Source organism: Bradyrhizobium daqingense (assembly GCF_021044685.1).
Taxonomy (GTDB): Bacteria; Pseudomonadota; Alphaproteobacteria; order Rhizobiales; family Xanthobacteraceae; genus Bradyrhizobium; species Bradyrhizobium daqingense.
Genome location: NZ_CP088014.1, coordinates 546148 through 569461, shown reverse-complemented (window position 1 = coordinate 569461; position 23314 = coordinate 546148). Strand labels below are relative to the sequence as shown.

Annotated in this window: 17 protein-coding genes; 10 read left to right on the top strand and 7 right to left on the bottom strand. The window is 65.1% G+C overall.

The features are described from left to right. Positions 1 to 191: 191 nt before the first annotated feature. The 8 genes from LPJ38_RS02615 (at position 192) to LPJ38_RS02580 (ending at position 10110) form a co-directional block, all read left to right on the top strand. Positions 192 to 1328 carry an acyl-CoA dehydrogenase family protein gene (locus tag LPJ38_RS02615; protein WP_167520608.1) on the top strand — a complete coding sequence of 379 codons (1137 nt, stop codon included), beginning with the start codon at positions 192 to 194 and terminating at the stop codon, positions 1326 to 1328. A 132-nt stretch (positions 1329 to 1460) separates the two neighbouring features. After that, complete coding sequence (locus tag LPJ38_RS02610; RefSeq protein WP_145638516.1) at positions 1461 to 2624, top strand: acyl-CoA dehydrogenase family protein; 1164 nt, start codon at positions 1461 to 1463, stop codon at positions 2622 to 2624. Further along, positions 2624 to 3280, top strand: a complete 657-nt coding sequence (locus tag LPJ38_RS02605; RefSeq protein WP_145638518.1) for a glutathione S-transferase family protein — start codon at positions 2624 to 2626, stop codon at positions 3278 to 3280. The genes LPJ38_RS02610 and LPJ38_RS02605 overlap by 1 nt, the downstream gene beginning before the upstream one ends. 202 nt (positions 3281 to 3482) lie before the next feature. Next, positions 3483 to 4283 carry a helix-turn-helix domain-containing protein gene (locus tag LPJ38_RS02600; RefSeq protein WP_145638520.1) on the top strand — a complete coding sequence of 267 codons (801 nt, stop codon included), beginning with the start codon at positions 3483 to 3485 and terminating at the stop codon, positions 4281 to 4283. Positions 4284 to 4483: 200 nt separating this feature from the next. Further along, positions 4484 to 5350 (top strand): beta-keto acid cleavage family enzyme, encoded by an 867-nt coding sequence (locus LPJ38_RS02595; RefSeq protein ID WP_145638522.1) that lies wholly within the window; start codon positions 4484 to 4486, stop codon positions 5348 to 5350. 91 nt (positions 5351 to 5441) lie between these two features. Then, complete coding sequence (locus LPJ38_RS02590) at positions 5442 to 7058, top strand: acyl-CoA carboxylase subunit beta (RefSeq protein WP_145638524.1); 1617 nt, start codon at positions 5442 to 5444, stop codon at positions 7056 to 7058. Further along, positions 7055 to 9031 (top strand): acetyl-CoA carboxylase biotin carboxylase subunit, encoded by a 1977-nt coding sequence (locus LPJ38_RS02585; RefSeq protein WP_145638526.1) that lies wholly within the window; start codon positions 7055 to 7057, stop codon positions 9029 to 9031. Before LPJ38_RS02590 ends, LPJ38_RS02585 begins: the two co-directional genes overlap by 4 nt. Before the next feature lie 266 nt (positions 9032 to 9297). Continuing rightward, the gene (locus LPJ38_RS02580) at positions 9298 to 10110 is read left to right on the top strand and encodes a hypothetical protein (RefSeq protein ID WP_145638528.1); all 813 of its coding nucleotides are present in this window, start codon (positions 9298 to 9300) and stop codon (positions 10108 to 10110) included. Here the strand turns inward: LPJ38_RS02580 and LPJ38_RS02575 are convergent. The 7 genes from LPJ38_RS02575 to LPJ38_RS02545 form a co-directional block, all read right to left on the bottom strand. Then, positions 10082 to 11068 carry an ABC transporter ATP-binding protein gene (locus LPJ38_RS02575; RefSeq protein ID WP_145638530.1) on the bottom strand — a complete coding sequence of 329 codons (987 nt, stop codon included), beginning with the start codon at positions 11066 to 11068 and terminating at the stop codon, positions 10082 to 10084. The two genes, LPJ38_RS02580 and LPJ38_RS02575, sit on opposite strands and share 29 nt — an antisense overlap. Further along, complete coding sequence (locus LPJ38_RS02570; protein WP_145638532.1) at positions 11065 to 12072, bottom strand: ABC transporter ATP-binding protein; 1008 nt, start codon at positions 12070 to 12072, stop codon at positions 11065 to 11067. Before LPJ38_RS02570 ends, LPJ38_RS02575 begins: the two co-directional genes overlap by 4 nt. Next, positions 12072 to 12965, bottom strand: coding sequence for an ABC transporter permease (locus tag LPJ38_RS02565; RefSeq protein ID WP_061850745.1), 894 nt, complete (start codon positions 12963 to 12965; stop codon positions 12072 to 12074). The genes LPJ38_RS02570 and LPJ38_RS02565 overlap by 1 nt, the downstream gene beginning before the upstream one ends. Positions 12966 to 12974: 9 nt before the next feature. Continuing rightward, the gene (locus LPJ38_RS02560) at positions 12975 to 13922 is read right to left on the bottom strand and encodes an ABC transporter permease (protein WP_145638534.1); all 948 of its coding nucleotides are present in this window, start codon (positions 13920 to 13922) and stop codon (positions 12975 to 12977) included. A 42-nt stretch (positions 13923 to 13964) separates the two neighbouring features. Then, a complete protein-coding gene (locus LPJ38_RS02555; RefSeq protein ID WP_145638536.1) occupies positions 13965 to 15563 on the bottom strand; it encodes an ABC transporter substrate-binding protein in 1599 nt (532 codons plus the stop codon). Positions 15564 to 15801: 238 nt separating this feature from the next. Next, on the bottom strand, positions 15802 to 17352 hold the full coding sequence (locus tag LPJ38_RS02550; RefSeq protein WP_145638537.1) for an AMP-binding protein: 1551 nt from the start codon (positions 17350 to 17352) through the stop codon (positions 15802 to 15804). A gap of 19 nt (positions 17353 to 17371) precedes the next feature. Continuing rightward, positions 17372 to 18526 (bottom strand): iron-containing alcohol dehydrogenase, encoded by a 1155-nt coding sequence (locus LPJ38_RS02545; RefSeq protein ID WP_145638539.1) that lies wholly within the window; start codon positions 18524 to 18526, stop codon positions 17372 to 17374. A 288-nt stretch (positions 18527 to 18814) separates the two neighbouring features. Here LPJ38_RS02545 and LPJ38_RS02540 point away from each other — a divergent pair, with 288 nt between their 5' ends. Beyond that, positions 18815 to 20020, top strand: a complete 1206-nt coding sequence (locus LPJ38_RS02540; protein ID WP_145638541.1) for an efflux RND transporter periplasmic adaptor subunit — start codon at positions 18815 to 18817, stop codon at positions 20018 to 20020. Next, positions 20017 to 23181, top strand: a complete 3165-nt coding sequence (locus LPJ38_RS02535) for an efflux RND transporter permease subunit (RefSeq protein ID WP_145638544.1) — start codon at positions 20017 to 20019, stop codon at positions 23179 to 23181. Before LPJ38_RS02540 ends, LPJ38_RS02535 begins: the two co-directional genes overlap by 4 nt. Positions 23182 to 23314 lie beyond the last annotated feature (133 nt).

Genomic DNA, 23314 nt, shown 5'->3' with positions numbered 1-23314 from the left:
GGCCAGCCGGAGTCTGTGCACCACGTTTTTTTGATGCGGAGTTGGCCTGCGAGGAGCGAAAATCGTCTTGCGTTCAGTTGCTAGGACATCGGCCGCGCGAACCGGCTGATCTGGATCAGCCACTCCACGCAAGTGAACCAACAATGTTCCGGCCATGGTGGCTGGACGAATCCGTCCGAGGCGCGAGTGCCATGAAGAGCCCGTTCTATACTGCGGAGCACGACGCCTTCCGCGACGTCATGCGTCGCTTCGTCGACAAGGAGATCACCCCGTTCGCCCATGAATGGGACGAGGCCGGCGAATTCCCGCGCGCGCTCTATCGCAAGGCGGCCGAGATCGGCCTCTTGGGCCTCGGATTCCCCGAGGAATATGGCGGCATCGCCGCCGATCAGTTCATGAAGATCGTGGCCAGCCAGGAGCTCGCGCGGGCCGGCGCCGGCGGCGTCAGCGCCAGCCTGATGAGCCACACCATCGGCTCGCCTCCGATCGCCCGCGCGGCGCGTCCCGAGGTGAAGGCACGCGTGCTGCCGCAGGTGCTGGCCGGCGAGAAGATCTCCGCGCTCGCGATCACCGAGCCGGGCGGCGGCTCCGATGTCGCCAACCTGCGCACCCGGGCGCGCCGCGATGGCGATCACTACGTCGTGAGCGGCGAGAAGACCTTCATCACCTCGGGCGTGCGTGCCGATTATCTGACCGTTGCCGTGCGTACCGGCGGCGAGGGCGCCGGCGGCGTCAGCCTGCTCCTGATCGAGGGAGATACGCCCGGCCTGTCGCGGACCAAGCTGAAGAAGATGGGCTGGTGGGCCTCCGACACCGCGACCGTGCATTTCGACGAGTGCCGCGTGCCGGCCGAAAACTTGATCGGCGAAGAGGGGCAGGGCTTCAAGATCATCATGCAGAACTTCAACAGCGAGCGCATGGGCATGGCCGCCAGCTGCACCGCCTTCGCGCGGGTCTGTGTCGACGAGGCGATCGCCTACGCCAAGGAGCGCAAGACCTTCGGCAAGCCGCTGGCCCAGCATCAGGTCATCCGCCACAAGATCGTCGACATGGCACAGAAGGTCGCGGCCTCGCAAGCGATGCTGGAGATGCTGGCCTGGCGGCTCGAGCAGGGCGAGAGCCCGGTCGCCGAAATCTGCATGATGAAGAACCAGGCGACCCAGACCATGGCTTTCTGCGCCTCTGAGGCGGTGCAGATCTTCGGCGGCGCCGGCTTCATGCGCGGCATCAAGGCCGAGCGCATCTACCGCGAGGTCAAGGTCAACGCCATCGGCGGCGGCACTGAGGAGATCATGAAGGACCTGGCGTCGCGGCAGATGGGGTTGTAGCCGCATTCTCCGTCATGCCCGGGCTTGTCCCGGGCATCCACGTTCTTCTGCCGGGTGACGAAGCCGTGGATGGCCGGGACAAGCCCGGCCATGACGAGCACATCAGAGATACGAGAGCTGAGCTGACAAAAAATGCTATTCACCGCCGACCACGACGACATCCGCCGCTCCCTGCAGAAGTTCATCGCCAACGAGATCAATCCTCGTGTCGATGAGTGGGAGAAGGCCGACATCTTCCCGGCCCACGAGCTGTTCAAGAAGATGGGCAGCCTCGGCTTTCTCGGTCTGAACAAGCCCACCGTGTTCGGCGGCTCGGGCCTCGACTATTCCTATGCGCTGATGATGGCGGAGGAACTGGGCGCCATCACCTGCGGCGGCGTGCCGATGGCGATCGGGGTGCAGACCGACATGGCGACCCCGGCGCTGGCGCGGTTCGGCTCGGACGAGGTGCGGCGCGAGTTTCTCAGCCCCTCGATATCAGGCGACTATGTCGCCTGCATCGGCGTCTCCGAGCCCGGCGCCGGATCGGACGTGGCCTCGATCAAAACCAACGCGCGCTCGGACGGCGACGACTACGTCATCAATGGCGGCAAGATGTGGATCACCAACGGCACCCAGGCCGACTGGATCTGCCTGCTCGCCAATACCGGCGAGGGGCCCGTTCACCGCAACAAGTCGCTGATCTGCGTGCCCATGAAGAGCAAGGGCGTCACGGTGGCGCGTAAGCTCGACAAGATGGGCATGCGCTCGTCGGACACCGCGCAGATCTTCTTCGACAATGTCCGCGTGCCCAAGCGCAACCGGATCGGAGAGGAGGGCAAGGGCTTCACCTATCAGATGATCCAATTCCAGGAGGAGCGGCTGTGGGGCGCGGCCGCCTGCCTGAAGGCGCATGAATACATCATCGAACAGACCATCGAATACACCCGCAACCGCCAGGCCTTCGGCAAGTCGATCCTCGATAACCAGGTCGTGCACTTCAAGCTGGCGGAGATGCAGACCGAGGTCGAGCTGTTGCGTGCGCTGATCTATCGCGCCGCGGAGCAACTGGTCGCCGGCGAGGATGTGACGCGGCTTGCGACCATGGCCAAGCTGAAGGCCGGGCGGCTCGGGCGTGAGCTCACCGACGCCTGCTTGCAATATTGGGGGGGAATGGGCTTTACCAACGAGACGCCGGTGAGCCGCGCCTATCGCGACAGCCGCCTGACCTCGATTGGCGGCGGCGCTGACGAGGTCATGCTGATGGTCCTGTGCAAGATGATGGGCACGCTGCCCGGCAGCAAAGGAAGCGCTTGATGATCACGCTCTATCACTGCGACGCTGCTCGCTCGTTCCGTCCGCTCTGGATGCTCGAGGAGATGGGGCTGCCGTACGAGTTGAAGATGCTGCCGTTTCCCCCGCGGGTCTTCGCCAAGGACTATCTTGCGCTCAATCCGCTCGGCACCATCCCCTTCCTGATCGACGGCGAGACGCGGATGACCGAGTCTTCCGGAATCTGCCATTATCTCGGCATCAAATATGGTCCGACGCCGCTGATGGTCGGCCCGGAGGATCCCGCCTATGGCGCGTTCCTGAACTGGATGTATTTCAGCGATGCCACGTTAACCTTCCCGCAGACGCTGGTGCTCAGATACACCCAGCTCGAGCCGGAGGAGCGGCGCAATCCGCAGGTCGCCGGCGACTATGCCAAATGGTTCCTGGGACGCCTGCGCGCCGTCGAGGCAGCGACCGCGAATGCCGAAACTTTATGCGCAGGCCGCTTCACCGCCGCTGACATTGTCATCGGTTACGCGCTTCGCCTCGCCGATAACATCGGCCTCGCCAGGGATTTCGGGCCAAATGTCGCAGCCTATTGGGCGCGCCTGCAACAGCGGGACGGCTTCAAGCGCGCGGTTGCTGCGGAGCAAGCGGCCGGAAAGCAGCAGAATGTTGCGCCGCGGGTGAGAGGATAATCTCCGCCGTCGTCCTGGCTCTGCGGTCCGCTTCGCTTTGCTTGTCAGACGACGGGATGGACGGTTCCGAACGCTACTCATCCTGCTGGAATGCCAGCGGTTTGCGTCTCATGACAGCGCTATCGCGTCGTGACAGCGCCCAAATTTCCGCTAAGGTGACCTCCGTCCGCAGCGGCCAGAGAGCCGCGCGAGGAGGAACCCAATGGAATATATCGGTCGCGAATCCGACCATCTGATGCTGATCACACCGGAGCGCGTGTTCTATGCCGGCCTGCTTGGCCGGCCCCGCAAGCGGACCCCCGGTTGCTGCCATGTCTATGTCGCGGTGAAGGGCAGCCTGCATCTGACGATCGACGACGTGCACACATCAGACGAATTGATCGTGACCCTGCCTAACCAGCGCCATTCGATTGCGAGCGACTACCGGACTGCGATCAGCGTGACGCTGGAGCCGGAAAGCATGCCGGATGGCGTGATCGAAGCTCTGGCCGATCGGCTGCGGGGCCCGGACAAGGCCGCCTATGCCCGCAAGATCCTCGCCGCCTATGCGCTGCTGCGCCAGCGCCGCTATGGCGACCTCACCACCGCCGAGTTCGACGAGATGTGTTTTGGCGAGCCGCTGCCGCGCCGCGTGCTCGACCCGCGCGTGATGCGCGCGGTCGCCCGCATCGAGCGCTTCTCCGGCGAGCCGGTGACGGCCGACACTTGCGCGGCTGAAGCGGGCCTATCCGCCTCGCGCTTCCTGCATCTGTTCAAGGAAGAGACCGGCATCTCGTTCCGCTCCTTCCGCGCCTGGAAGCGCGCGCGGCATCTGCTGCACTTCGCCAACCAGGACCTCAACCTCGCCCATCTCGCGCAGGATATCGGCTATCCCGATTCCACGCATTTCAGCCACTCGATCCGCCGCTTCTACGGTTTGAAGCCGCGTGCGATCTTCGTCGGCTCGCGCGACCTTGCGATCTACCGCAGCAACGAGACTGTGCGGCTGGCAGAGGCGAGCTAGCGCCGTTCTTGTAGGGTGGGCAAAGCGAAGCGTGCCCACCATCTTTGCCAGACACGGAGAATGGTGGGCACGGCGCAAGAGCGCCTTTGCCCACCCTACGATTTCCTATCCTGTACTCAGCTTCTCCGCGCAAGAAGCCGCATCCCCGCGCGTCACATGATCGCAACCGTTGAATTCTCAACGTGCGAGACATTTTTGGCATGAGCGACAAGGCCGTCATCACCTGCGCGCTGAACGGCGTGCTCACCGACCCGAAGCAGCACAACGTGCCCGTGACGCCCGAGCAGATGGCGCGCGAGGCCAAGGCTGCTTTCGATGCCGGCGCGTCCGTCATGCACATCCATCTGCGCCAGCAGGCGCCGAACAAGGGGCACCTGCCGTCCTGGGAGGTCGCGGTCAGCAGGGAGATCCAGCAGGCGATCCGCGAGGCCTGTCCCGGGGTCATCATCAACCACACCTCGGGCGTCTCAGGTCCGAACTACTCGGGCGCGCTCGACTGCATCCGAGAAACCAAGCCCGAGATCGCGGCCTGCAACGCCGGCTCGCTGAATTACCTGAAGGTCAAGTCGGACAACACCTGGGCCTGGCCGCCGATGATGTTCGACAACGCGGTCGAGAAGGTGAAAGACTATCTCGACGTCATGAACGCCATCGGCACCATCCCCGAGTTCGAGTGCTTCGACGTCGGCATCGTCCGCTGCGTCGGCATGTACCACCAGGTCGGCATGTACAAAGGTCCGCTCGAATACAACTTCGTGATGGGGGTCGCCTCAGGGATGCCTGCCGATCCCGAGCTGTTGCCGATCCTGATCAAGCTGAAGCGTCCAGAAGCGCATTTCCAGGTCACGGCGATCGGCCGCGAGGAGATCTGGCCGTTGCACCAGCGTTGCGCCGAGCTCGGCGGCCATTTGCGCACGGGGCTGGAGGATACATTCTATCTCGCCGACGGCAAGAAGGTGACGTCGAACGGCCAGCTCATCGAGGCCATCGCCGCCTGCGCCCGCCGCGCAGGCCGCGAGATCGCAAGCCCCGCCGAGGCGCGGAAGATCTTTGGGACGAATCGCTGAACGTCGTTCCGGGGCGCGCGGCAGCGCGAACCCGGAACCTCGAGATTCCGGGTTCGATGCTCCGCATCGCCCCGGAATGACGGAGTAAACTGTGTCCATTCTCGAAAACACCATCTCCTCCGGCAGCGCCGCCTACCAGGCCAACCGCGACGGCATGCTCGGTCTGATCGAGCGCATGCGCGCGCTGGAGGAGCGCACGCGTGCGGCCTCGGCGGCCGCCAAAGACCGCTTCCACAAGCGTGGCCAGCTGCTACCGCGCGAGCGCGTCGCGCTGGTGCTCGATCCCGGCGCGCCCTTCATCGAGCTGTCGACGCTCGCCGGCTACATGTTCGACGTGCCGGATGCGGCCAAGAGCGTGCCGGGTGGCGGCGTCATCGCCGGCATCGGCTTCGTCTCGGGCATCCGCTGTATGGTCAGCGCCAACGACGCCGGCATCGATGCTGGCGCGCTGCAGCCCTACGGCCTCGACAAGACGCTGCGGGTGCAGGAGCTCGCGCTGGAGAACAAGCTGCCTTACGTCCAGCTCGTCGAAAGTGCCGGCGCCAATCTGTTGCGCTACCGCGTCGAGGATTTCGTTCGCGGCGGCAACATCTTTCGCAACCTCGCGCGGCTCTCGGCCGCCGGTCTGCCGGTCGTCACCGTCACGCACGGCTCTTCCACCGCCGGCGGCGCCTATCAGACCGGCCTTTCGGATTACATCGTGATGGTCCGCGGCCGCACCCGCGCTTTCCTCGCAGGGCCGCCGCTGCTGAAGGCTGCGACCGGCGAGGTCGCGACGGAGGAAGAGCTCGGCGGCGCCGAGATGCACACCCAGGTCTCCGGCCTTGGCGATTATCTCGCCGAGGACGACCGCGACGCGCTGCGCATCGCGCGCGAGATCATGGGTGCGATGGAATGGGATCGGCCGGACAAGGCAGCTACGCAATTCAAGCCGCCGCGCTACGATCAGGACGAGCTGCTTGGCATCATGCCGATGGACCACAAGCGGCCCGTCGACATGAAGCAGGTGATCGCCCGCATCGTCGATGATTCCGATTTCACCGAGATGGCGCCGAACTACGGACCCGCCACCGTCTGCGGCCACGCCCGCATCGAGGGTCAGGCCATCGGCATCATCACCAACAACGGCCCGCTCGATCCTGCCGGCGCCAACAAGGCGACGCATTTCATCCAGGCCTGCTGCCAGACCCGTACGCCGCTGCTCTATCTGAACAACACCACCGGCTACATGGTCGGCAAGGCCTATGAGGAAGCCGGCATGATCAAGCACGGCTCGAAGATGATCCAGGCGGTGACCTCGGCGACGGTGCCGCAGATCACGATCTATTGCGGCGCTTCCTTCGGCGCCGGCAATTACGGCATGTGCGGCCGCGGCTTCCATCCGCGCTTCTGCTTCTCCTGGCCCAACGCCAAGACCGCGGTGATGGGCGGCGAGCAGGCCGCGGAGACCATGGCCATCGTGACCGAAGCCGCCGCCGCGCGCCGCGGCAAGCCGATCGAAAAGGATAAGCTAGAGGCCATGAAGGCACAGATCATCGGCGTGTTCGACGGCCAGATGGACGTGTTCTCCACCAGCGCGCGGGTGCTTGACGATGGCGTCATCGATCCGCGCGACACCCGCGCGGTATTGTCCGAGGTGCTCGCGATCTGCCGCGAGGGCGACGCGCGCACGCCCCAGCGCATGCAGTTCTCGGTGGCCCGCCCATGAGGAACGGATCAGTGCAGCACCGGCCGTTCTTCAAGGTTTTGGTGGCCAATCGCGGTGAGATTGCAATCCGCGTGATGCGAAGTGCGCGGCAGCTTGGGCTCGGCGTCGTCGCGGTCTATTCGGATGCAGATCGCGACGCGCTCCACGTCAAGCACGCCGATCAGGCCGTGCGGATCGGCGAAGCCTTGCCGGCGCAATCCTATCTCAACATCCGCGCGATCATCGCTGCCGCCAAGGCCAGCGGCGCCGACGCCGTCCATCCCGGCTACGGCTTCCTCGCCGAGAACGAGGAATTCGCGCAGGCCTGCAAGGATGCCGGTCTCGTCTTCATCGGTCCGTCGTCGCAGGCGATCGAAGCCATGGGCAACAAGGCTGGCGCCAAGGAGATCATGAAGAAGGCCGGCGTTCCCATCGTGCCCGGCTATCAAGGCGCTGACCAGGGCGACGAGGTCATGCTCGCGGAAGCCAGGAAGATCGGCTTCCCCGTGATGATCAAGGCTGTCGCCGGCGGCGGCGGTCGCGGCATGCGGCTCGTCACTGACGGGGCATCCTTTCCCGATGCGTTGCGCAGTGCGCGATCGGAAGCGAAGGCCGCGTTCGGCGATCCCACCGTCATCCTCGAACGCGCCATTCAGAACCCACGCCACATCGAGATCCAGGTGTTCGGCGACAGCCATGGCAATGCCATCCATCTCGGCGAGCGCGACTGCTCGGTGCAGCGCCGGCACCAGAAGCTGATCGAGGAGGCGCCGTCGCCCGCCGTCACGCCCGAGCTGCGCGCGAAAATGGGCGAGGTCGCGGTCGCCGCCGTCAGGGCGCTGCGCTATGAGGGTGCCGGTACGCTCGAATTCCTGCTCGATGCAAGCGGCGAGTTCTACTTCATGGAGATGAACACGCGGCTCCAGGTCGAGCATCCCGTGACCGAGGCGATCACCGGACTGGATCTCGTCGAGCTGCAGCTGCGCGTCGCGCGTGGCGAGCCGCTGCCGATCAAGCAGCAGGACATCAGGTTCTCCGGCCATGCCATCGAGGTGCGGCTCTGCTCGGAAGATGCCGCAAACGATTTCATGCCGCAGTCCGGCCGCATGGCGCGCTGGCAGGCGCCCGCTGGCATCCGCGTCGAGCATGCGCTGCAATCGGGCACGGAGATCCCGCCGTTCTACGATTCCATGATCGCCAAGGTCATCAGCCACGGCGCCACGCGCGAGGAGGCGCGGGGGCGGCTGATCGTCGGCCTGGAGCAGCTCACGGCGTTCGGCGTGACCACCAACCAGGCGTTCCTGATGTCGTGCCTGCGTCATCCCGGTTTTGCCAAGGGCGAGGCGACGACGGCCTTCATCGGCGCGCATCGGGACGAGCTGTTGGCGCCGCGGGCGGATGGCGCATTCGACGCAGCGCTCGCGGGCCTGCTGCTCTACGTCACCAATCCCCGCGCGCCGTCATGGCAAAGGGGCCGCAGCCTGTCGGCAACGTTTCCTATGCCCGCAAAGATCGAGATCGCCGGCCACCCGCACGAGCTCGACATCACGCGCGAGCGCGACGGCAGCTACATGGTTGCCGCCGATGGTCGCCAGGAGGGATTCGAAATCGATCGGCTCGATGCCGACGCCATACGCTTCCGCCATGATGGCGTGATGGACAGCGCCAAATTCCTGCGCGACGGCGACCGGCTATACGTCCAGCACCGCGGTATCCCGCTTGCGGTGACCGATCTCACCCTTGCCGCACCGAAGGCTGCGGCAAGCAACGGCGGCGACGGCAAGGTGCGCGCGGCCCTGAACGGCCGCGTCGTCGCTGTGTTGGTCAAGCCGGGCGATCGCGTCACCGCTGGTCAACCGGTGATGACCTTGGAAGCGATGAAGATGGAGCATGTCCACAAGGCCGGCATCGACGGCGTCGTTGCTGCGATCGACGTCGCTGAAGGTGAGCAGGTCACGACGGGGAGGGTCGTCGCCGAGATCGGAGCGACCTAGCCTCTTTCCTCGTCATTGCGAGCGCAGCGAAGCAATCCAGAATCTTTTACGCGGGAGGGGTCTGGATTGCTTCGCTGCGCTCGCAATGACGCTGGGGGCGCCGTGAGCCTCCCGCGTTCTGGAAAGGCGAGCCGTGCGCCTACGGGATAAAAATACATAGTTTCAATAGGATGCAGGTTTTCTCGCCTCGAATACGAGTTTCATTGAACTTCGTTCATTTTCAGGCTACAAATGTTGAACAATGTTCAGTCATTTTGGAGCCCCGAATGTTCCGCACAAATGATCCCAACCGGGTGTCCGGCGCCATACTCCCCTCAGTGCCGCGCCGCATCTCGTTCGCCGCCCCGCAAGCCCGCGAAAAATATCTATTGGCCGCGCTGTTGGCTCTCGCACTCGCGGCACTTTTCGCGCCCGCGCTGCCGGCCGCCAGTTGGCACATCCCGCATTTCGTCGATACGCGCTCCTGGCTCGGCGTGTCCAACGCCGGCGACGTGCTGAGCAATCTCGCCTTTCTCGCGATGGGTGTCTGGGGCTCGGAGCGGCTGCGCGCCCGCAGGGATGCGCCCGTGGGTGCGAGCTGGTTCTTCGTCGGACTGATCCTCACTTGCCTGGGCTCCGGTTTCTATCACCTCGATCCCGACATGCCGCAGCGGCTCGTGGCCGATCGTCTCGGCATGGCGGTGGCGTTCGCGGGCTTTCTGGGCATCGCGGCCAGCGAGCGCGTCAGCCCGCGCGCGGGCGAAGCGGTGTTGGTTCTGATGATGGTTGCGGGCCTGCTCGCGGCCTGGGTGGCACGAGAGAATCTCACGCCTTGGGTGGTCGTGCAGTTCGGCGGCATGGCGCTCGCAGTCGGGCTGGCTTTGACACAGCCTCGGCCCGGCGCGATCGGCGTGCCGCTCGGGGGCGTGCTCTTCTTCTACGTGCTGGCCAAGCTGTTCGAGCTCGGCGACGAGACCATCTTCGAAGCGACCGGACACATCGTCTCGGGCCACACGCTCAAGCATCTCGCTGCTGCGCTGGCAGCATGGCCGGTGATCCGGGCGCTGCGGCCTACTGGCTCCGTCCCGTCCCCTCATTGAGCAGACACGCCACCTGATGCCCGTCGCCGGCGTCCGCCAGCGCCGGCCGCTCGGTCTTGCAGCGCTCCATCGCGAACCGGCAGCGGGTGTGAAACGCGCAGCCCGAGGGCGGATTGACCGGGCTCGGCACGTCGCCGTCAACCAGCGGTGTAAGTCTTTTCGCGAGCGGATTGGCGACCGGTACCGAAGCGAGCAGGGCCTGCGTATAGGGATGCCGCGGGTTTCGGAACAGCTCGTCTTTGTCGGCGATCTCGACGATGCGGCCGAGATACATCACGGCGACGCGGTGGCTGATATGAGCGACCACGGCGAGGTCGTGCGCGATGAAGAGATAGGAGAAGCCGTGCTGGCGTTGCAGGTCGATCAGGAGGTTGATCACCTGCGCCTGGATCGAGACGTCGAGCGCAGAGACCGGTTCGTCGCAGACGATCAGCCTTGGCTCCAGCGCCAGCGCCCGTGCGATGCAGATGCGCTGGCGTTGGCCGCCGGAGAATTGATGCGGGAAGTTGCGCATCTGGTCCGGCCTCAGGCCCACCTGCTCGAACAGTCTTGCGACGCGCGCCTCCAGCGCCTTGCCGGTCGCCAGGCCATGCACGGCGAGCGGCTCGCCAACGATGTCGCCCGCGGTCATGCGTGGATTGAGCGAGGCGAAGGGGTCCTGGAACACGATCTGCATCGACCGCCGGTGCGGGCGAAGATCGGACTTGGAGAGATGGGTGATGTCCTCGCCTTCGAGGCGGATCTGCCCCGAGGTCGGCTCCACCAGCCGCAATACGCTGCGCGCCACCGTCGACTTGCCGCAGCCGGATTCGCCGACGAGGCCGAGCGTCTCGCCGATACCAAGCGAAAACGACACGCCGTCGACCGCATGCACCGTGCCGACGCGCCGGCGCAGCACGCCCGCGCGCACTGGATAGTGCTTCTTGAGATCGGTGACCTCGAGCAGCGCTTCGGTCATGCCACCTCCGCAACTTCAGCGGCGCGCCAGCACGCCGCGAGATGGCCGCCGCCCCAGTCCGCGAGCGGTGGATATTCGGCCTCGCAGCGCTTGATCGCGAGCTTGCAGCGCGGCGCGAAAGCGCAACCTTGCGGCAGCCGCACCAGCGAGGGCACGGTGCCAGGAATTTCGTTCAGCCGCGCCTGCGCGGCGGCGCCGGACGCCGGTACCGCGGGGATCGACGCCATCAGCCCGCGCGTATAGGGATGTTTTGGCGCCGCAAACAAGGCCTCGACGCTGGCTTCCTCGACCTTCCGACCGGCATACATCACGATCACGCGCTGCGCAGTCTGCGCGACGACGCCGAGATCATGCGTGATCAGCACGAGGCCGGTGCCGAGCTCTTTCTGGAGATCGAGGATCAGCGCCAGAATCTGCGCCTGGATGGTGACGTCGAGCGCGGTGGTCGGCTCGTCCGCGATCAGCAGCGCCGGCCGGCAGGCCAGCGCCATGGCGATCATCGCGCGCTGGCGCATGCCGCCGGAGAGCTGATGCGGATATTCCCGTGCGCGCCGCGCCGGCTCGGGGATGCGCACCAGCCGCAGCATCTCGACTGCGATATTCCCGGCCTCCTTGGCCGACAGGTTCCGGTGCAGCCGCACGGCTTCGACGATCTGGTCGCCGATCCGCATTACGGGGTTGAGCGAAGTCATCGGCTCCTGGAAGATCATGGAGATGCGGTTGCCGCGGATCTTGCGCATCTCCGCTTCCTCCAGCGCCAGCACATCGGTGCCTTCGAGCGACACGGAGCCGCCGACGATACGCCCGGGCGGATCGGGCACCAGCCGCATCAGCGAGAGCGCCGTGACGCTCTTGCCGCAGCCGGATTCGCCGACGATTGCCAGAGTCTCGCCGCGTCTCACACTGAAGGAGAGATCGTCGACGGCCTTGAACAGGCCTGAATTGGTGAAGAACACCGTCTTCAGGTTCTTCACGTCGAGCACGAGATCGGATTTGTCAGCCATCAGCCGCGCTGCCGTGGATCGAGGACGTCGCGCAGGGCGTCGCCGAACAGGTTGGCGCCGAATACGGCGAGGCTGATGGCGATGCCCGGGAAGATCACCAGCCAGGGCGCGGTGCGGACATATTCGGCGGCGGATTCCGAGAGCATGCGGCCCCATGACGGATACGGCTCGGGAATGCCGAGGCCGAGGAAGGAGAGGGAAGCTTCGGTGAGGATGGTCGAGCCGAGTTGCGCGGTGGCGAGCACGATCAGCGGCGCCAGCGTGTTCGGCAGCACGTGGCGGAGCGCGATGCGCATCTCGCTCATGCCGATCGATTTTGCGGCCTCCACGAAGGGCTGCTCGCGCAGCGCCAGCGTGTTGGCCCGGATCACGCGCGCGACCGTCGGGATCAGCGGAATCGCGATGGCGATGATGACGTTCGGCAGCGACGGGCCGAGCGCGGCCGTCATCACCAGCGCGAGCACCAGCAGCGGCAGCGCCTGGAGCACGTCCGAGACGCGCTGGAACACGAGATCGACCCAGCCGGAGAGATAGCCCGACGTCAGGCCGACGATCACCCCGATGATGCCGCCGAGCGCGGTCGAGCCGAGTCCGACCGCGAGCGAGATCCGTGCCCCGTGGATGATGCGGCTGAACACGTCGCGGCCGAAGGAGTCCGTGCCCATCCAGTGCGCCAGGCTCGGGCGGGCCAGCGCACGGGCGGAATCGACCGTCAGCGGATCGTAGCGCGCGATGAAGTCGGCGAAGATCGCGGTGAGAACGAACGCCGTCATGATGACGAGCCCGGCCGCGCCCAGCACATGCCGCTGCGCCATGAACAGCACGCGCCGCCACCCGCCGGTCGCATGCGCCCCGGCGCGCCTGAGTTCAACGTCGAAGTCGATCGCGGCCAAGCTGATCTCCTAATCCGTGTACCTGATCCGCGGATCGAACACCGCGTAGAGCATGTCGACGATGAAATTGGCGAACACCACCACGACGGCGATGAACATCACGAGGTTCTGCACGATCGGATAGTCGCGCCAGCGGATCGCCTCGACCAGGTAGCGGGCGACGCCGGGGATGTTGAACACGGTCTCGGTCACGATCAGGCCGCCGATCAGGAACGCGGCCTCGATGCCGATCACGGTGATGACCGGCAGGATCGCGTTCTTCAGCGCGTGGTGATAGTTCACGGCGGCCTCGGAGGCACCCTTGGCACGGGCGGTGCGGATGTAGTCCTGCCGCAGCACCTCCAGCATCGAGGAGCGAGCGATGCGCATGGTCAGCGCTGCGCTGCGGAAGCCGACCGCGGCGGCCGGCACGGCGTAGGTGGCGAACGCCTCGAGCCAGGTCTGCGGATTCGGATTGAAGATCGGCATCTGGCCGAACATCGCCACCGACGCGGTGAGGATGAGCAGGCCGAGCCAGAACGAGGGCAGCGACAATCCGCTGAGGCTGACGACGCGTAAGGCGTAGTCGAGCTTCGTGCCCTGTTTCACCGCGCTGATGACGCCGAGCGGGATGCCGATGGAGGCCGAGAACAATAGCGCAAGGCCGGCGAGGCGCGCCGTGATCGGGATCCGCGGCAGGATCTCCTGCAGCGCGGGCTTTTCCGAGACGTAGGAGTAGCCGAAATCGCCGCGCAGGAAACCGCTGATCCAGTGCCAATATTGCACGACCAGCGGCCGGTCGATGCCGAGCTCCTTCTCCAGATTGGCCTTGTCGGCGGGATCGACATAGCCGGCGGCGGCGAACAGGATGTCGACGATGTTGCCGGGCACGATGCGCAGCAGGAAGAAGATGACGATCGAGATCCCGAACAGGGTCACGAGCATCAGGAATAGGCGCCGCACCAGATAGGCAAACATGCACCGCCTCCCGTCGAACCCGTCAGCTGCCCACGGCCTGCGCTACTTGTCCAGCCACGCATCCTCGTAGCGATAGCCGTTATAGGAGCTGTTCGTCATGATGGTGATGCCCTTGACGTAAGGCTGCCAGCAGCTACCCATGCGGCTGTGGAAGATGATGGGCCGCGCGACATCCTCCTGCAGCTTCTTGTCGATGTCCCAGACCAGCTTCTTGCGCTTCTCGACATTGGTCTCCTGTGACTGCACGTCGAACAGCTTTTCGATCTCCTTGTTGCAATAGTTGGTGTAGTTGCGCTCCGAGCCGCAGGCATAGTTCTCGTAGAAGGACTGGTCGGGGTCGTCCACGGCATTGCCGGTGAGATTGAGCCCGATCATGTAGTCCTTGCGCGCGACCTTCGGGAACCAGTTCGCTGTTTCTACCACGTCGACCTCGCCGTCAATATAGATGTTCTTGAGCTGGTCGATCAGGATCACCGCGGGATCGCGATAGATCGGGATGTTGCGCGTGGAGACCTTTACGGCGAGATGCTTGTCGGGCCCGTAGCCGGCCTTCTGCATCAGCTTCTTGGCCTCCTCACGATTGGCCTTCACGTCGGGGCCGTATCCGGGAATGGTCTCCAGCATCTCCTTGGGCATGCCCCACAGGCCGTTCGGCGGCGGCAGCATGGTGCCGCCGACGTCGCCCTGGCCCTCGAACATGATCGAGATGAACGCCTTGCGGTCGAGCGCCATCGCCATGGCGCGGCGGATGTCGACATTGTCGAACGGCGGCGAGGACGAATTGACGATGATGTTGGTGGCAACATTGGTCGGCGCGATCTCGCAGATCGCGTTCGGCGCCTGCGACTTGACGTCCTTCACCAGCGGGATCGTCACCTCCGTCGGGAAGGTCATGTCGAACTTGCCGGCGATGAAGGCGAGGATCGCGGTCGAGCGGTTCGGGATGATGGTGAACTCGATGCCGTCCAGATAGGGCCGGCCCTTGCGCCAGTAATCGGGATTGCGGGTCAGTTTGATGGATTCGTTGGCCTTGAACTCGACGAACTTGAACGGGCCGGTGCCGATCGGATGCGTGCGCATCTCCGCGGGCGGGACATGGCAGGGATAGACCGGCGTGTAGCCCGAGGCGAGCAGCGCCAGCAGCGAGGGCTGCGGCCGCTTCAGGTTGAACGAGACCTCGAAGTCGCCATTGGTCGAGACGTCGTTGACCTGGTCGTACCAGGTCTTGCGCGGGTTCTGCCGGAACTTCTGCTGCGCCTTGCCCATCAGCATGTCGAAGGTGCATTTCACGTCGGCCGAGGTGAACGGCTTGCCGTCGTGCCATTTCACGCCCTGGCGCAGCTTGAAGGTCAGCGTCTTGTTATCGCCCGCCCAGGCCCAGCTCTCGGCGAGCTCGGGCACGATGCTGTCCATGCTGTTCTGCGCCACGTCCTGCTTGTAGATGACGAGGTTGTTGAACACCGGCATGAAGGGAATGTTGAGCGAGTAGGTCGCGCCCTCATGGATGGAGGCGTTGGCGGGGCTGTCGCGATGATACATCCGCAGGATGCCGCCCTGCTTGGGCTCGCCGGCCAGCGTGGTGGTCGAGGCCGTCAGCACAGATAGCGCCGCCATTGCGGCGAGCGCCCACACGCTCCGCATGCTCATCCTCCCTAGACAACGGCCTTTGCGGCCTGTTTGTCAGACGATAGCGAGACAGGTGGAGCGAAGCAACGGGCAAGTCCGCAGGAAGCCTCGACAATTCGGATGACGGATGGCCGCGGGGTTTCACACGTTCATCATGTGAGAGTGCAGGTGCGAAGGGACGGATCACGCGGTATCCCGGCCCCGCGCGCAGTTGCGCGCCAGGCGGGGACGACGATGAATGTGTCGTTGGCCCTCACACGATCCGCGACGCCTTGTTCGCCCAATAGCGGTCCCTGAGCAGCCGCTTGTACAGCTTGCCTGTCGGCAGCCGCGGCAATTCCTTCTCGAAATCGACCGAGCGCGGCACTTTCTGCCGCGACAGCGATTTGGCGCAGAACGCGATCAACTCATCCGCGAGCGCGGGGCCGGGCACCACGCCGGGCATCGGCTGCACCACCGCCTTCACCTCTTCACCGAGGTCAGGATTGGGCACGCCGAACACGGCGGCATCGGCGACCTTCGGGTGAGTAATCAGCAGATTCTCGCATTCCTGCGGATAGATGTTTACCCCGCCGGAGATGATCATGAAGGTGGCGCGGTCGGTGAGATAAAGGAAGCGGTCCTGGTCGACATAGCCGACGTCGCCGACCGTGCTCATGCTGCCGTCGGCCGAGCGGGCTTCCTTGGTCTTCTCGGGATCGTTGAAATATTCGAATGGTGTGGCCGTCTTGAACCAGACCTGGCCGGGCGTTCCGGTCGGGCATTCCTGCATGTTCTCGTCGAGAATGTGGAGGTCGCCGAGCAGAACCTTGCCAACGGTGCCGCGATGGGCCAGCCATTCCTCGCTGTTGCAGGCGGTGAAGCCGAGGCCCTCGGTCGCGCCGTAATATTCGTGGATGATCGGTCCCCACCATTTGATCATGTCGTCCTTGACCAGGGCCGGGCAGGGCGCGGCGGCGTGGATCGCGATCTCGAGCGAGGACAGGTCGTAGCGCTTTCGCACCTCCTCCGGCAGCTTCAGCATGCGCGAGAACATGGTCGGCACCAGCTGGGTGTGGGTGATGCCCCAGCGCTCGACGAGCTGGAGATAGCGTTCGGGATCGAAGCTCTCCATGATGATCACGGTGCCGCCCATGCGGATCGTGAGGTTCACGGCCGCCTGCGGCGCCGAGTGATAGAGCGGCGCCGGCGACAGATAGACCATGCCCTCGCGGTAGTTCCAGAGCTTGGTCAGAAAATCGAACAGCGGCAGATTGTGCCTCGGCGGCTCCTCGGGCAGCGGCCGCAAAATGCCTTTGGGCCGTCCCGTCGTGCCCGATGAATAGAGCATGGCGGTGCCGAGCCACTCGTCGGCGATCGGCGTCGCCGGCAGGCCGGCGGTCACCTCGGCAAGGCCGACGATGCGGTCGCTCTCGCCGGGGCCGTCGGCGACGATGCAGAGCTTGACCTCGGGGCAGGCCTGGATCGCCTCGCGCGCGATGTCGAGCTTGGCCACCGACGTGATCAGGATCCTGGACCGACTGTTGACGAGGAGATAAGCGAGCTCGCCCGGCGTCAGGAAGGAGTTGATGCAGGTGTAGTAGAGGCCGGACCGCTCGCCCGCGCCGCAGGCTTCGAGATAACGGGAATTGTTCTCCATGAAGATCGAGTAGTGATCGAGCCGCTTCAGGCCGTGCTTCCGGAACAGATGCGCGAGGCGGTTACTGCGTGCCTCCAGCTCGCGATAGGTGATGGTCTCGCCTGTCGCCGCCATGATGAAGGCGGGCTGAAGCGGGCGTAGGCGGGCATGCTGACCTGGGTACATCAGTCCTCCGGCTTGGGGATCATGCGGCAAGAAGCAGGATTTCGCGCACGTCGGCGGGGCCGTCGATCCTGCGCGGATTGCGCGGGATCCAGTTCGTGCGCATCGCCTGTTCGGCAATGCCATCGAAATGCTCCCGCAACACGCCGACGTCGGCGAGGCTGCGTGGCATGCCGAGCGAGCGGATGAAGGCATCGAGCACGTCGGCCGCGCTCCGACCGGGATAGCCCATCGCGGCGGCGACGATCATCTGGCGCTCGGCATTGTCGCGCGCGTTCCAGCGCATCACCGCCGGCAGCATGACGCAGGAGGTGTAGCCATGCGGCACGTCGAAAGCCCCGCCCAGCACGTAGCCGATGCCGTGGCTCGCGCCCATGGGAACGCCGGCCGAAAGCGCGCCCATCGACAGCCAAGTGCCGATCTGCGCGTCCATCCGGGCGTCGAGATCGGCAGGGTCCGCCTTCACCCGCGGCAGCGCGTCGGCGAGCATGGCGAGGCCCTTGACCGATTGCGCGTCGGCATAGGGATGCGTCTCGCGCGAGCAGATCGCTTCCACGCAATGGTCGACGGCGCGGATACCCGTCGACAGAAACAGCCATTCCGGCGTGTGTACGGTGATGGCGGGGTCGAGGATGGTCGCGCGCGGCACCGTGAGCGGATGCCGCAGCATCTGCTTCACATGGGCAGCTCGGTCGGTGATGCCGGCGATCGCGCTGAACTCGCCGCCGGCGATCGTGGTCGGCACGCTGATCTGGCGCACCGCGGGTGCGTTCATCTGCGGCGCGGCGCCCTTGTGGACGCGAATGCGGTCGATGCCCTCGATATCGTCGATGCCGTTGGCAAGGCAGAGCTGCACCGCCTTGGCGCCGTCGGTGATGGAGCCGCCACCGACGGTGACGATCAGGTCGGCGTCAACTTCGCGCGCCGCGCGAGTGGCGGCGATCACCGCTTCGCGCGGCGTGTGCGCCGGCATCGCGTCGAACAGTCCGGCGCAGCGTGCGCCGAGCGCCAGCTTGATTCTTGTGATCTCGTCGGTCTGCCGGTTGAGCGTGCCTGAGACCATCAGGAAGGCGCGGCGCGTTCCCAGCCGGTCCATCTGCGCCACGATGGCCTCGGCTGCGGGATGGCCGAACACGACCTCCTCGATCGCGCCGTAAACGACACGTCCCTGGTGCACGCCTGTCCTCCCCGGACAATTCCTCTTGTTTTTGTTGGAGTATCCTAGCCGAGGCCGCCTTGCCCGTCATGTGCGAAGACGCTGACCCGCCCTTCCTTCTCCTCCGCCCGTCCCGCCGCAGGCGAGGAGAGGCGAACAAGTCGTGTCAACCGGCCATCCGGTCAGGCCTCCCGGCGGAGCATTGCACGCGCATTGGTCTTGAAGAGTTCATTATTGCCGCCCATCTTGTGACGCCCGTGAGCAGGCGCGCACCCTGCATTTGCCGCGGCTTTTGATGCGAGGACTGGGATGGGCGGACCGGACGGAAACGAGCGACCTGTCAAAAAGCACGATTTCATCCAGGTGCGGCACGGCGCCATGGGCGGGCTCCTCATCGCGGCATTCGCGCTCGCGGGCTGCGACAAACCGGCATCCCAGGCTGCTGCCCCGCCGCCGGCGCCGGTCACTGTCGCCCAGCCGGTCAAGCGCACCGTCACCGATTGGGACGAATACACCGGCCGCTTCGAGGCGGTCGAGGAGGTGCAGGTGCGCCCCCGCGTCGGCGGCTTCGTCAACTCGGTCGAATTCCAGGACGGGGCCATCGTGCGTCAGGGCGATCTGCTCTACGTGATCGACCCGCGTCCGTTCGAGGCGGTGGCGACGCAGGCGGAAGGGCAGCTCTCCGACGCGCGCGCCCGGGTCGAGCTTGCCAAGCGCGAGCTCGATCGCGGCCTCAGCCTGGTGCAGACCAGTGCGGTCTCCGAGCAGGTCGTCGATCAGCGCCGCCAGGCCTTGCAGGCCGCGCACGCTGCCGAGAAGCAGGCCGAGGGCGCGCTGAAGGCCGCCAAGCTCAACATCGAGTTCACGCATGTCACGGCGCCGCTGACCGGCCGCGTCAGCCGCCACCTCGTCAGCCCCGGCAACCTCGTGCAGGGCAGCGATAGCGGAACGTCGACATTGCTAACGTCGATCGTCACGCTGGATCCGATCTACATCTATTTCGACATGGATGAGGCGACCTTCATCAAATACAGCAAGCTGTGGTTCGAAGGACGGCGCCCAAGCTCGCGCGACACCGCAAATCCGGTGCAGGTGACGCTGGCAGGCGAGACCAAGCCGTCGCGTGAGGGCGCCGTCAATTTTCTCGACAACCGCCTCGACGTCTCGACCGGCACGTTGCGCAGCCGCGCCGTGGTCAAGAACACCGACCTCTCGATCCTGCCCGGCCAGTTCGGCCGCGTCCGCCTGATCGGCAGCGCGCCCTATGAGGCGCTGCTGATCCCCGACGTTGCGATTGCGACCGATCAGTCCCGCAAGATCGTGTTCGTGGTCAAACCTGATGACACCGTCGAGGCGCGCCCGGTGGTGCTCGGTCCGCTGGACGACGGCCTGCGCGTGATCCGCGAAGGCTTGAAGGCGGAGGACCGCGTCATCGTCAACGGCATCCAGCGCGCCCGTGTCGGCGCCAAGGTCGCCCCGCAGACCGCGCAAGCCCCGGCCGGTGGCAAGTCATGAATCTTGGCCGTCTCTCCATCAACCAGCCTATCCTCGCGATGGTGCTGTCGATCGTGCTGCTGATCGTCGGCGCGCTGGCCTATACCACGCTGCCGGTCTCCGAATATCCGCAAGTGGTGCCGCCGACGGTCGTCGTCACCACGCAATATCCTGGCGCCTCGGCGCAGACCGTGTCCGACACGGTCGCAGCTCCGATCGAGCAGGAGATCAACGGCGTCGAGGACATGCTGTATCTCTACAGCCAGGCCACCTCGAACGGCCAGCTCACCATCACCGTCACCTTCAAGCTCGGCACCGATCTCGACAAGGCTCAGGTGCTGGTGCAGAACCGCGTCGCCATCGCGCAGCCGCGCCTGCCGGAGGAAGTGCAGCGCAACGGTGTCACCACGCGCAAGAACTCGCCCGACATCCTGATGGTCGTGTTCATGCTGTCGCCGGACGACACCTTCGACCAGCTCTACATCTCCAACTATGCGCTGCTTCAGGTTCGTGACCAGCTCTTGCGCCTCGACGGCGTCGGCGACATCCAGATCTTCGGCGCGCGCGACTATTCGATGCGTCTGTGGCTCGACCCCGACCGCATCGCCAATCTCGGCCTGACATCGGCCGAGGTGCTGGCGGCGATCCGCGCCCAGAACGTGCAGATCGCGGGCGGCCAGATCGCCGAGCCGCCGATCGCCGACCGCGCCTTCCAGCCGAACCTCACCTTCACGGGCCGCTTGAAGGATCAGAAGCAGTTCGAGGACATCCTGATCAAGGCCGGCTCAGACGGCCGGATCGTGCGCCTGCGCGACGTTGCCCGCATCGAACTCGGGGCCTTGTCCTACTCCACCAACAGCTTTCTGCTGCGCAAATCCGCCGTCGCCATGCTGGTGACGCAGCGACCGGGCTCGAACGCGCTCGCGACGGCGAAGAATATCTCGGACACCATGACGACGCTCAAGGAGAGCTTCCCCAGGGGTCTCGACTACAATATCGGCTACAACCCGACCGAGTTCATCGCGCAGTCGGTCCACGAGCTGATCAAGACCATCTACGAGGCCATGCTGCTCGTGGTGATCGTGGTGCTGGTGTTCCTGCAGGGATGGCGGCCGGCGATCATTCCGATCATCGCCATCCCGGTCTCGCTGGTCGGTACGTTCGCGGTGATGGCGGCGCTGGGCTTCTCCATCAACAATCTCACGCTGTTCGGCCTCGTGCTCGCCGTCGGCATCGTGGTCGACGACGCCATCGTCGTGGTCGAGAATGTCGAGCGCCATCTCGAGCATGGCATGAGCCGGCGTGATGCCGCGCTGAAGACGATGGAAGAGGTCGGCAGCGCGCTGGTCTCGATCGCGCTGGTGCTCTGCGCGGTGTTCGTGCCGACCGCGTTCCTCGGCGGCATTTCCGGGCAATTCTTCCAGCAATTCGCCGTCACCATCGCGGTTGCGACCGCGATCTCATGCTTCTGCTCGCTGACGCTGTCGCCGGCACTGGCATCGCTGATCCTCATCCCGCACGAGGAGAAGAAGCCGCCCGCCGCCTGGAATCTCATCGCGCGCGGCTGGAATGCCTTCACGGGCGTATTCAACCGCGTGTTCGACCGGCTGGCGCATGGCTACGCGGGTCTCGCCAATTTCGTGATCCGGCACTCCGTTGTGATGCTCCTGGCTTACGTCCTGCTGATCGGCGGCGCAGGCTGGCTGCTCGTGACGACGCCACAGGGCTTCATCCCCGCGCAGGATCGCGGCTATGTCATCGTATCCGTGCAATTGCCGGGCGCGGCGTCACTGGCGCGCACCACCGAGGTCGTGCGCGAGATCGAGCGGATCGCGCTGGACACCCCAGGCATCGTCCGCGTCGCGGCCTTTGCCGGCTTCTCCGGCGCGACGCGCACTCAGGCCGGCAATGCGGCCGCGCTGTTTCCGGTGTTCGACGAACCCGAGGCGCGGATGAAGAAAGGACTGACTGCGAATGCCATCACGGTCGAGCTGCGCAAGCGCCTGTCCGCGATCGAGGGCGCCTTCATCATCGTGATTCCGCCGCCGGCCGTGCCTGGCATCGGCACCGGCGGCGGCTTCACCATCCGCATCCAGGATCGCCAGGGTCGCGGGCCCGAAATGCTCGCGGCCGCGACCGACGAACTGGTCGCCGCGGCGCGCAAATCGCCCTTGCTGCTCGGCCCCACGGTGTTCTCGCCGTTCTCGGCCAACACGCCGCAGCTCTTCGTCGACATCGACCGCACCAAGGCGCAGAAGCTCGGTGTGCCCATCTCGAACATCAACGAAACGATCCAGACCTATTTCGGATCGAACTATGTCAACGACTTCAATCTGTTCGGCCGCACCTATCACGTCACCGCGCAGGCCGATTTCCCCTACCGTAAGGAGCCGAGCGACCTCGCGCGGCTGCGCACGCGCAACGCCTCCGGCGACATGGTGATGCTCGGCAGCGTGGTCGAGTTCAAGGACGTCTCGGGCCCCGACCGCGTCGCGCGCTACAATCTCTACGCGGCGTCCGAATTGCAGGGTGAGCCCGCGCCGGGCACCAGCTCGACCACCGCGCTCAACACCATCAAGCAGCTCGCGAACGATACCTTGCCGAGCGGCTTCACCTTCGAGTGGACCGATCTTTCCTATCAGCAGGTCACCGGCGGCAATGCGGGTCTGCTCGTGTTCCCGATTTGCGTGCTGTTCGTCTATCTCGTGCTCGCCGCGCAATATGGCAGCTGGACCTTGCCGTTCGCGGTGATCCTGATCGTGCCGATGTGCCTCTTGGCCGCCACCATCGGCGTGCGCATCATGGGCCAGGACGTCAATATCCTCACCCAGATAGGCTTCGTCGTGCTAGTGGGGCTGGCGGCAAAGAACGCGATCCTGATCGTCGAGTTCGCGCGCGACATCGAGAACGAAGGCAGGTCGCGGCTGGAGGCCGTGATCGAGGCCTGTCGCCTGCGCCTGCGGCCGATCCTGATGACGTCCTTCGCCTTCATCCTTGGCGTGCTGCCGCTGGTGATCTCGAGCGGCTCCGGCTCGGAAATGCGGCAGGCCGTCGGCGTCGCCGTGTTCTTCGGCATGATCGGCGTCACCCTGTTCGGGCTGCTGTTCACGCCGATTTTCTACGTGGTGGTGCGGAACCTGGCCGAGGGGCGCAGGGACAAGAAGCCAGAGACGGTGGCGTAATCAGTGTGGCCCTCGGCTTCTCCACAACCTTCGCCGGGACGACAGCCGAGAATTAAGCGCCACCCTCCATACTAACGGCCAACATGAAATCGATGGGCACACGCGGGGTTCTTCACTACTATCCGCGCGATTT

What these genes read in the sequence shown, in the direction of transcription:
- LPJ38_RS02615 (WP_167520608.1), top strand. Translation starts at nt 192, where the DNA reads ATGAAGAGCCCGTTCTATACTGCGGAGCACGACGCCTTCCGCGACGTC.
- LPJ38_RS02610 (WP_145638516.1), top strand. Translation starts at nt 1,461, where the DNA reads ATGCTATTCACCGCCGACCACGACGACATCCGCCGCTCCCTGCAGAAG.
- LPJ38_RS02605 (WP_145638518.1), top strand. Translation starts at nt 2,624, where the DNA reads ATGATCACGCTCTATCACTGCGACGCTGCTCGCTCGTTCCGTCCGCTC.
- LPJ38_RS02600 (WP_145638520.1), top strand. Translation starts at nt 3,483, where the DNA reads ATGGAATATATCGGTCGCGAATCCGACCATCTGATGCTGATCACACCG.
- LPJ38_RS02595 (WP_145638522.1), top strand. Translation starts at nt 4,484, where the DNA reads ATGAGCGACAAGGCCGTCATCACCTGCGCGCTGAACGGCGTGCTCACC.
- LPJ38_RS02585 (WP_145638526.1), top strand. Translation starts at nt 7,055, where the DNA reads ATGAGGAACGGATCAGTGCAGCACCGGCCGTTCTTCAAGGTTTTGGTG.
- LPJ38_RS02580 (WP_145638528.1), top strand. Translation starts at nt 9,298, where the DNA reads ATGTTCCGCACAAATGATCCCAACCGGGTGTCCGGCGCCATACTCCCC.
- LPJ38_RS02575 (WP_145638530.1), bottom strand. Translation starts at nt 11,068, where the DNA reads ATGACCGAAGCGCTGCTCGAGGTCACCGATCTCAAGAAGCACTATCCA.
- LPJ38_RS02570 (WP_145638532.1), bottom strand. Translation starts at nt 12,072, where the DNA reads ATGGCTGACAAATCCGATCTCGTGCTCGACGTGAAGAACCTGAAGACG.
- LPJ38_RS02560 (WP_145638534.1), bottom strand. Translation starts at nt 13,922, where the DNA reads ATGTTTGCCTATCTGGTGCGGCGCCTATTCCTGATGCTCGTGACCCTG.
- LPJ38_RS02555 (WP_145638536.1), bottom strand. Translation starts at nt 15,563, where the DNA reads ATGCGGAGCGTGTGGGCGCTCGCCGCAATGGCGGCGCTATCTGTGCTG.
- LPJ38_RS02550 (WP_145638537.1), bottom strand. Translation starts at nt 17,352, where the DNA reads ATGTACCCAGGTCAGCATGCCCGCCTACGCCCGCTTCAGCCCGCCTTC.
- LPJ38_RS02540 (WP_145638541.1), top strand. Translation starts at nt 18,815, where the DNA reads ATGGGCGGACCGGACGGAAACGAGCGACCTGTCAAAAAGCACGATTTC.
- LPJ38_RS02535 (WP_145638544.1), top strand. Translation starts at nt 20,017, where the DNA reads ATGAATCTTGGCCGTCTCTCCATCAACCAGCCTATCCTCGCGATGGTG.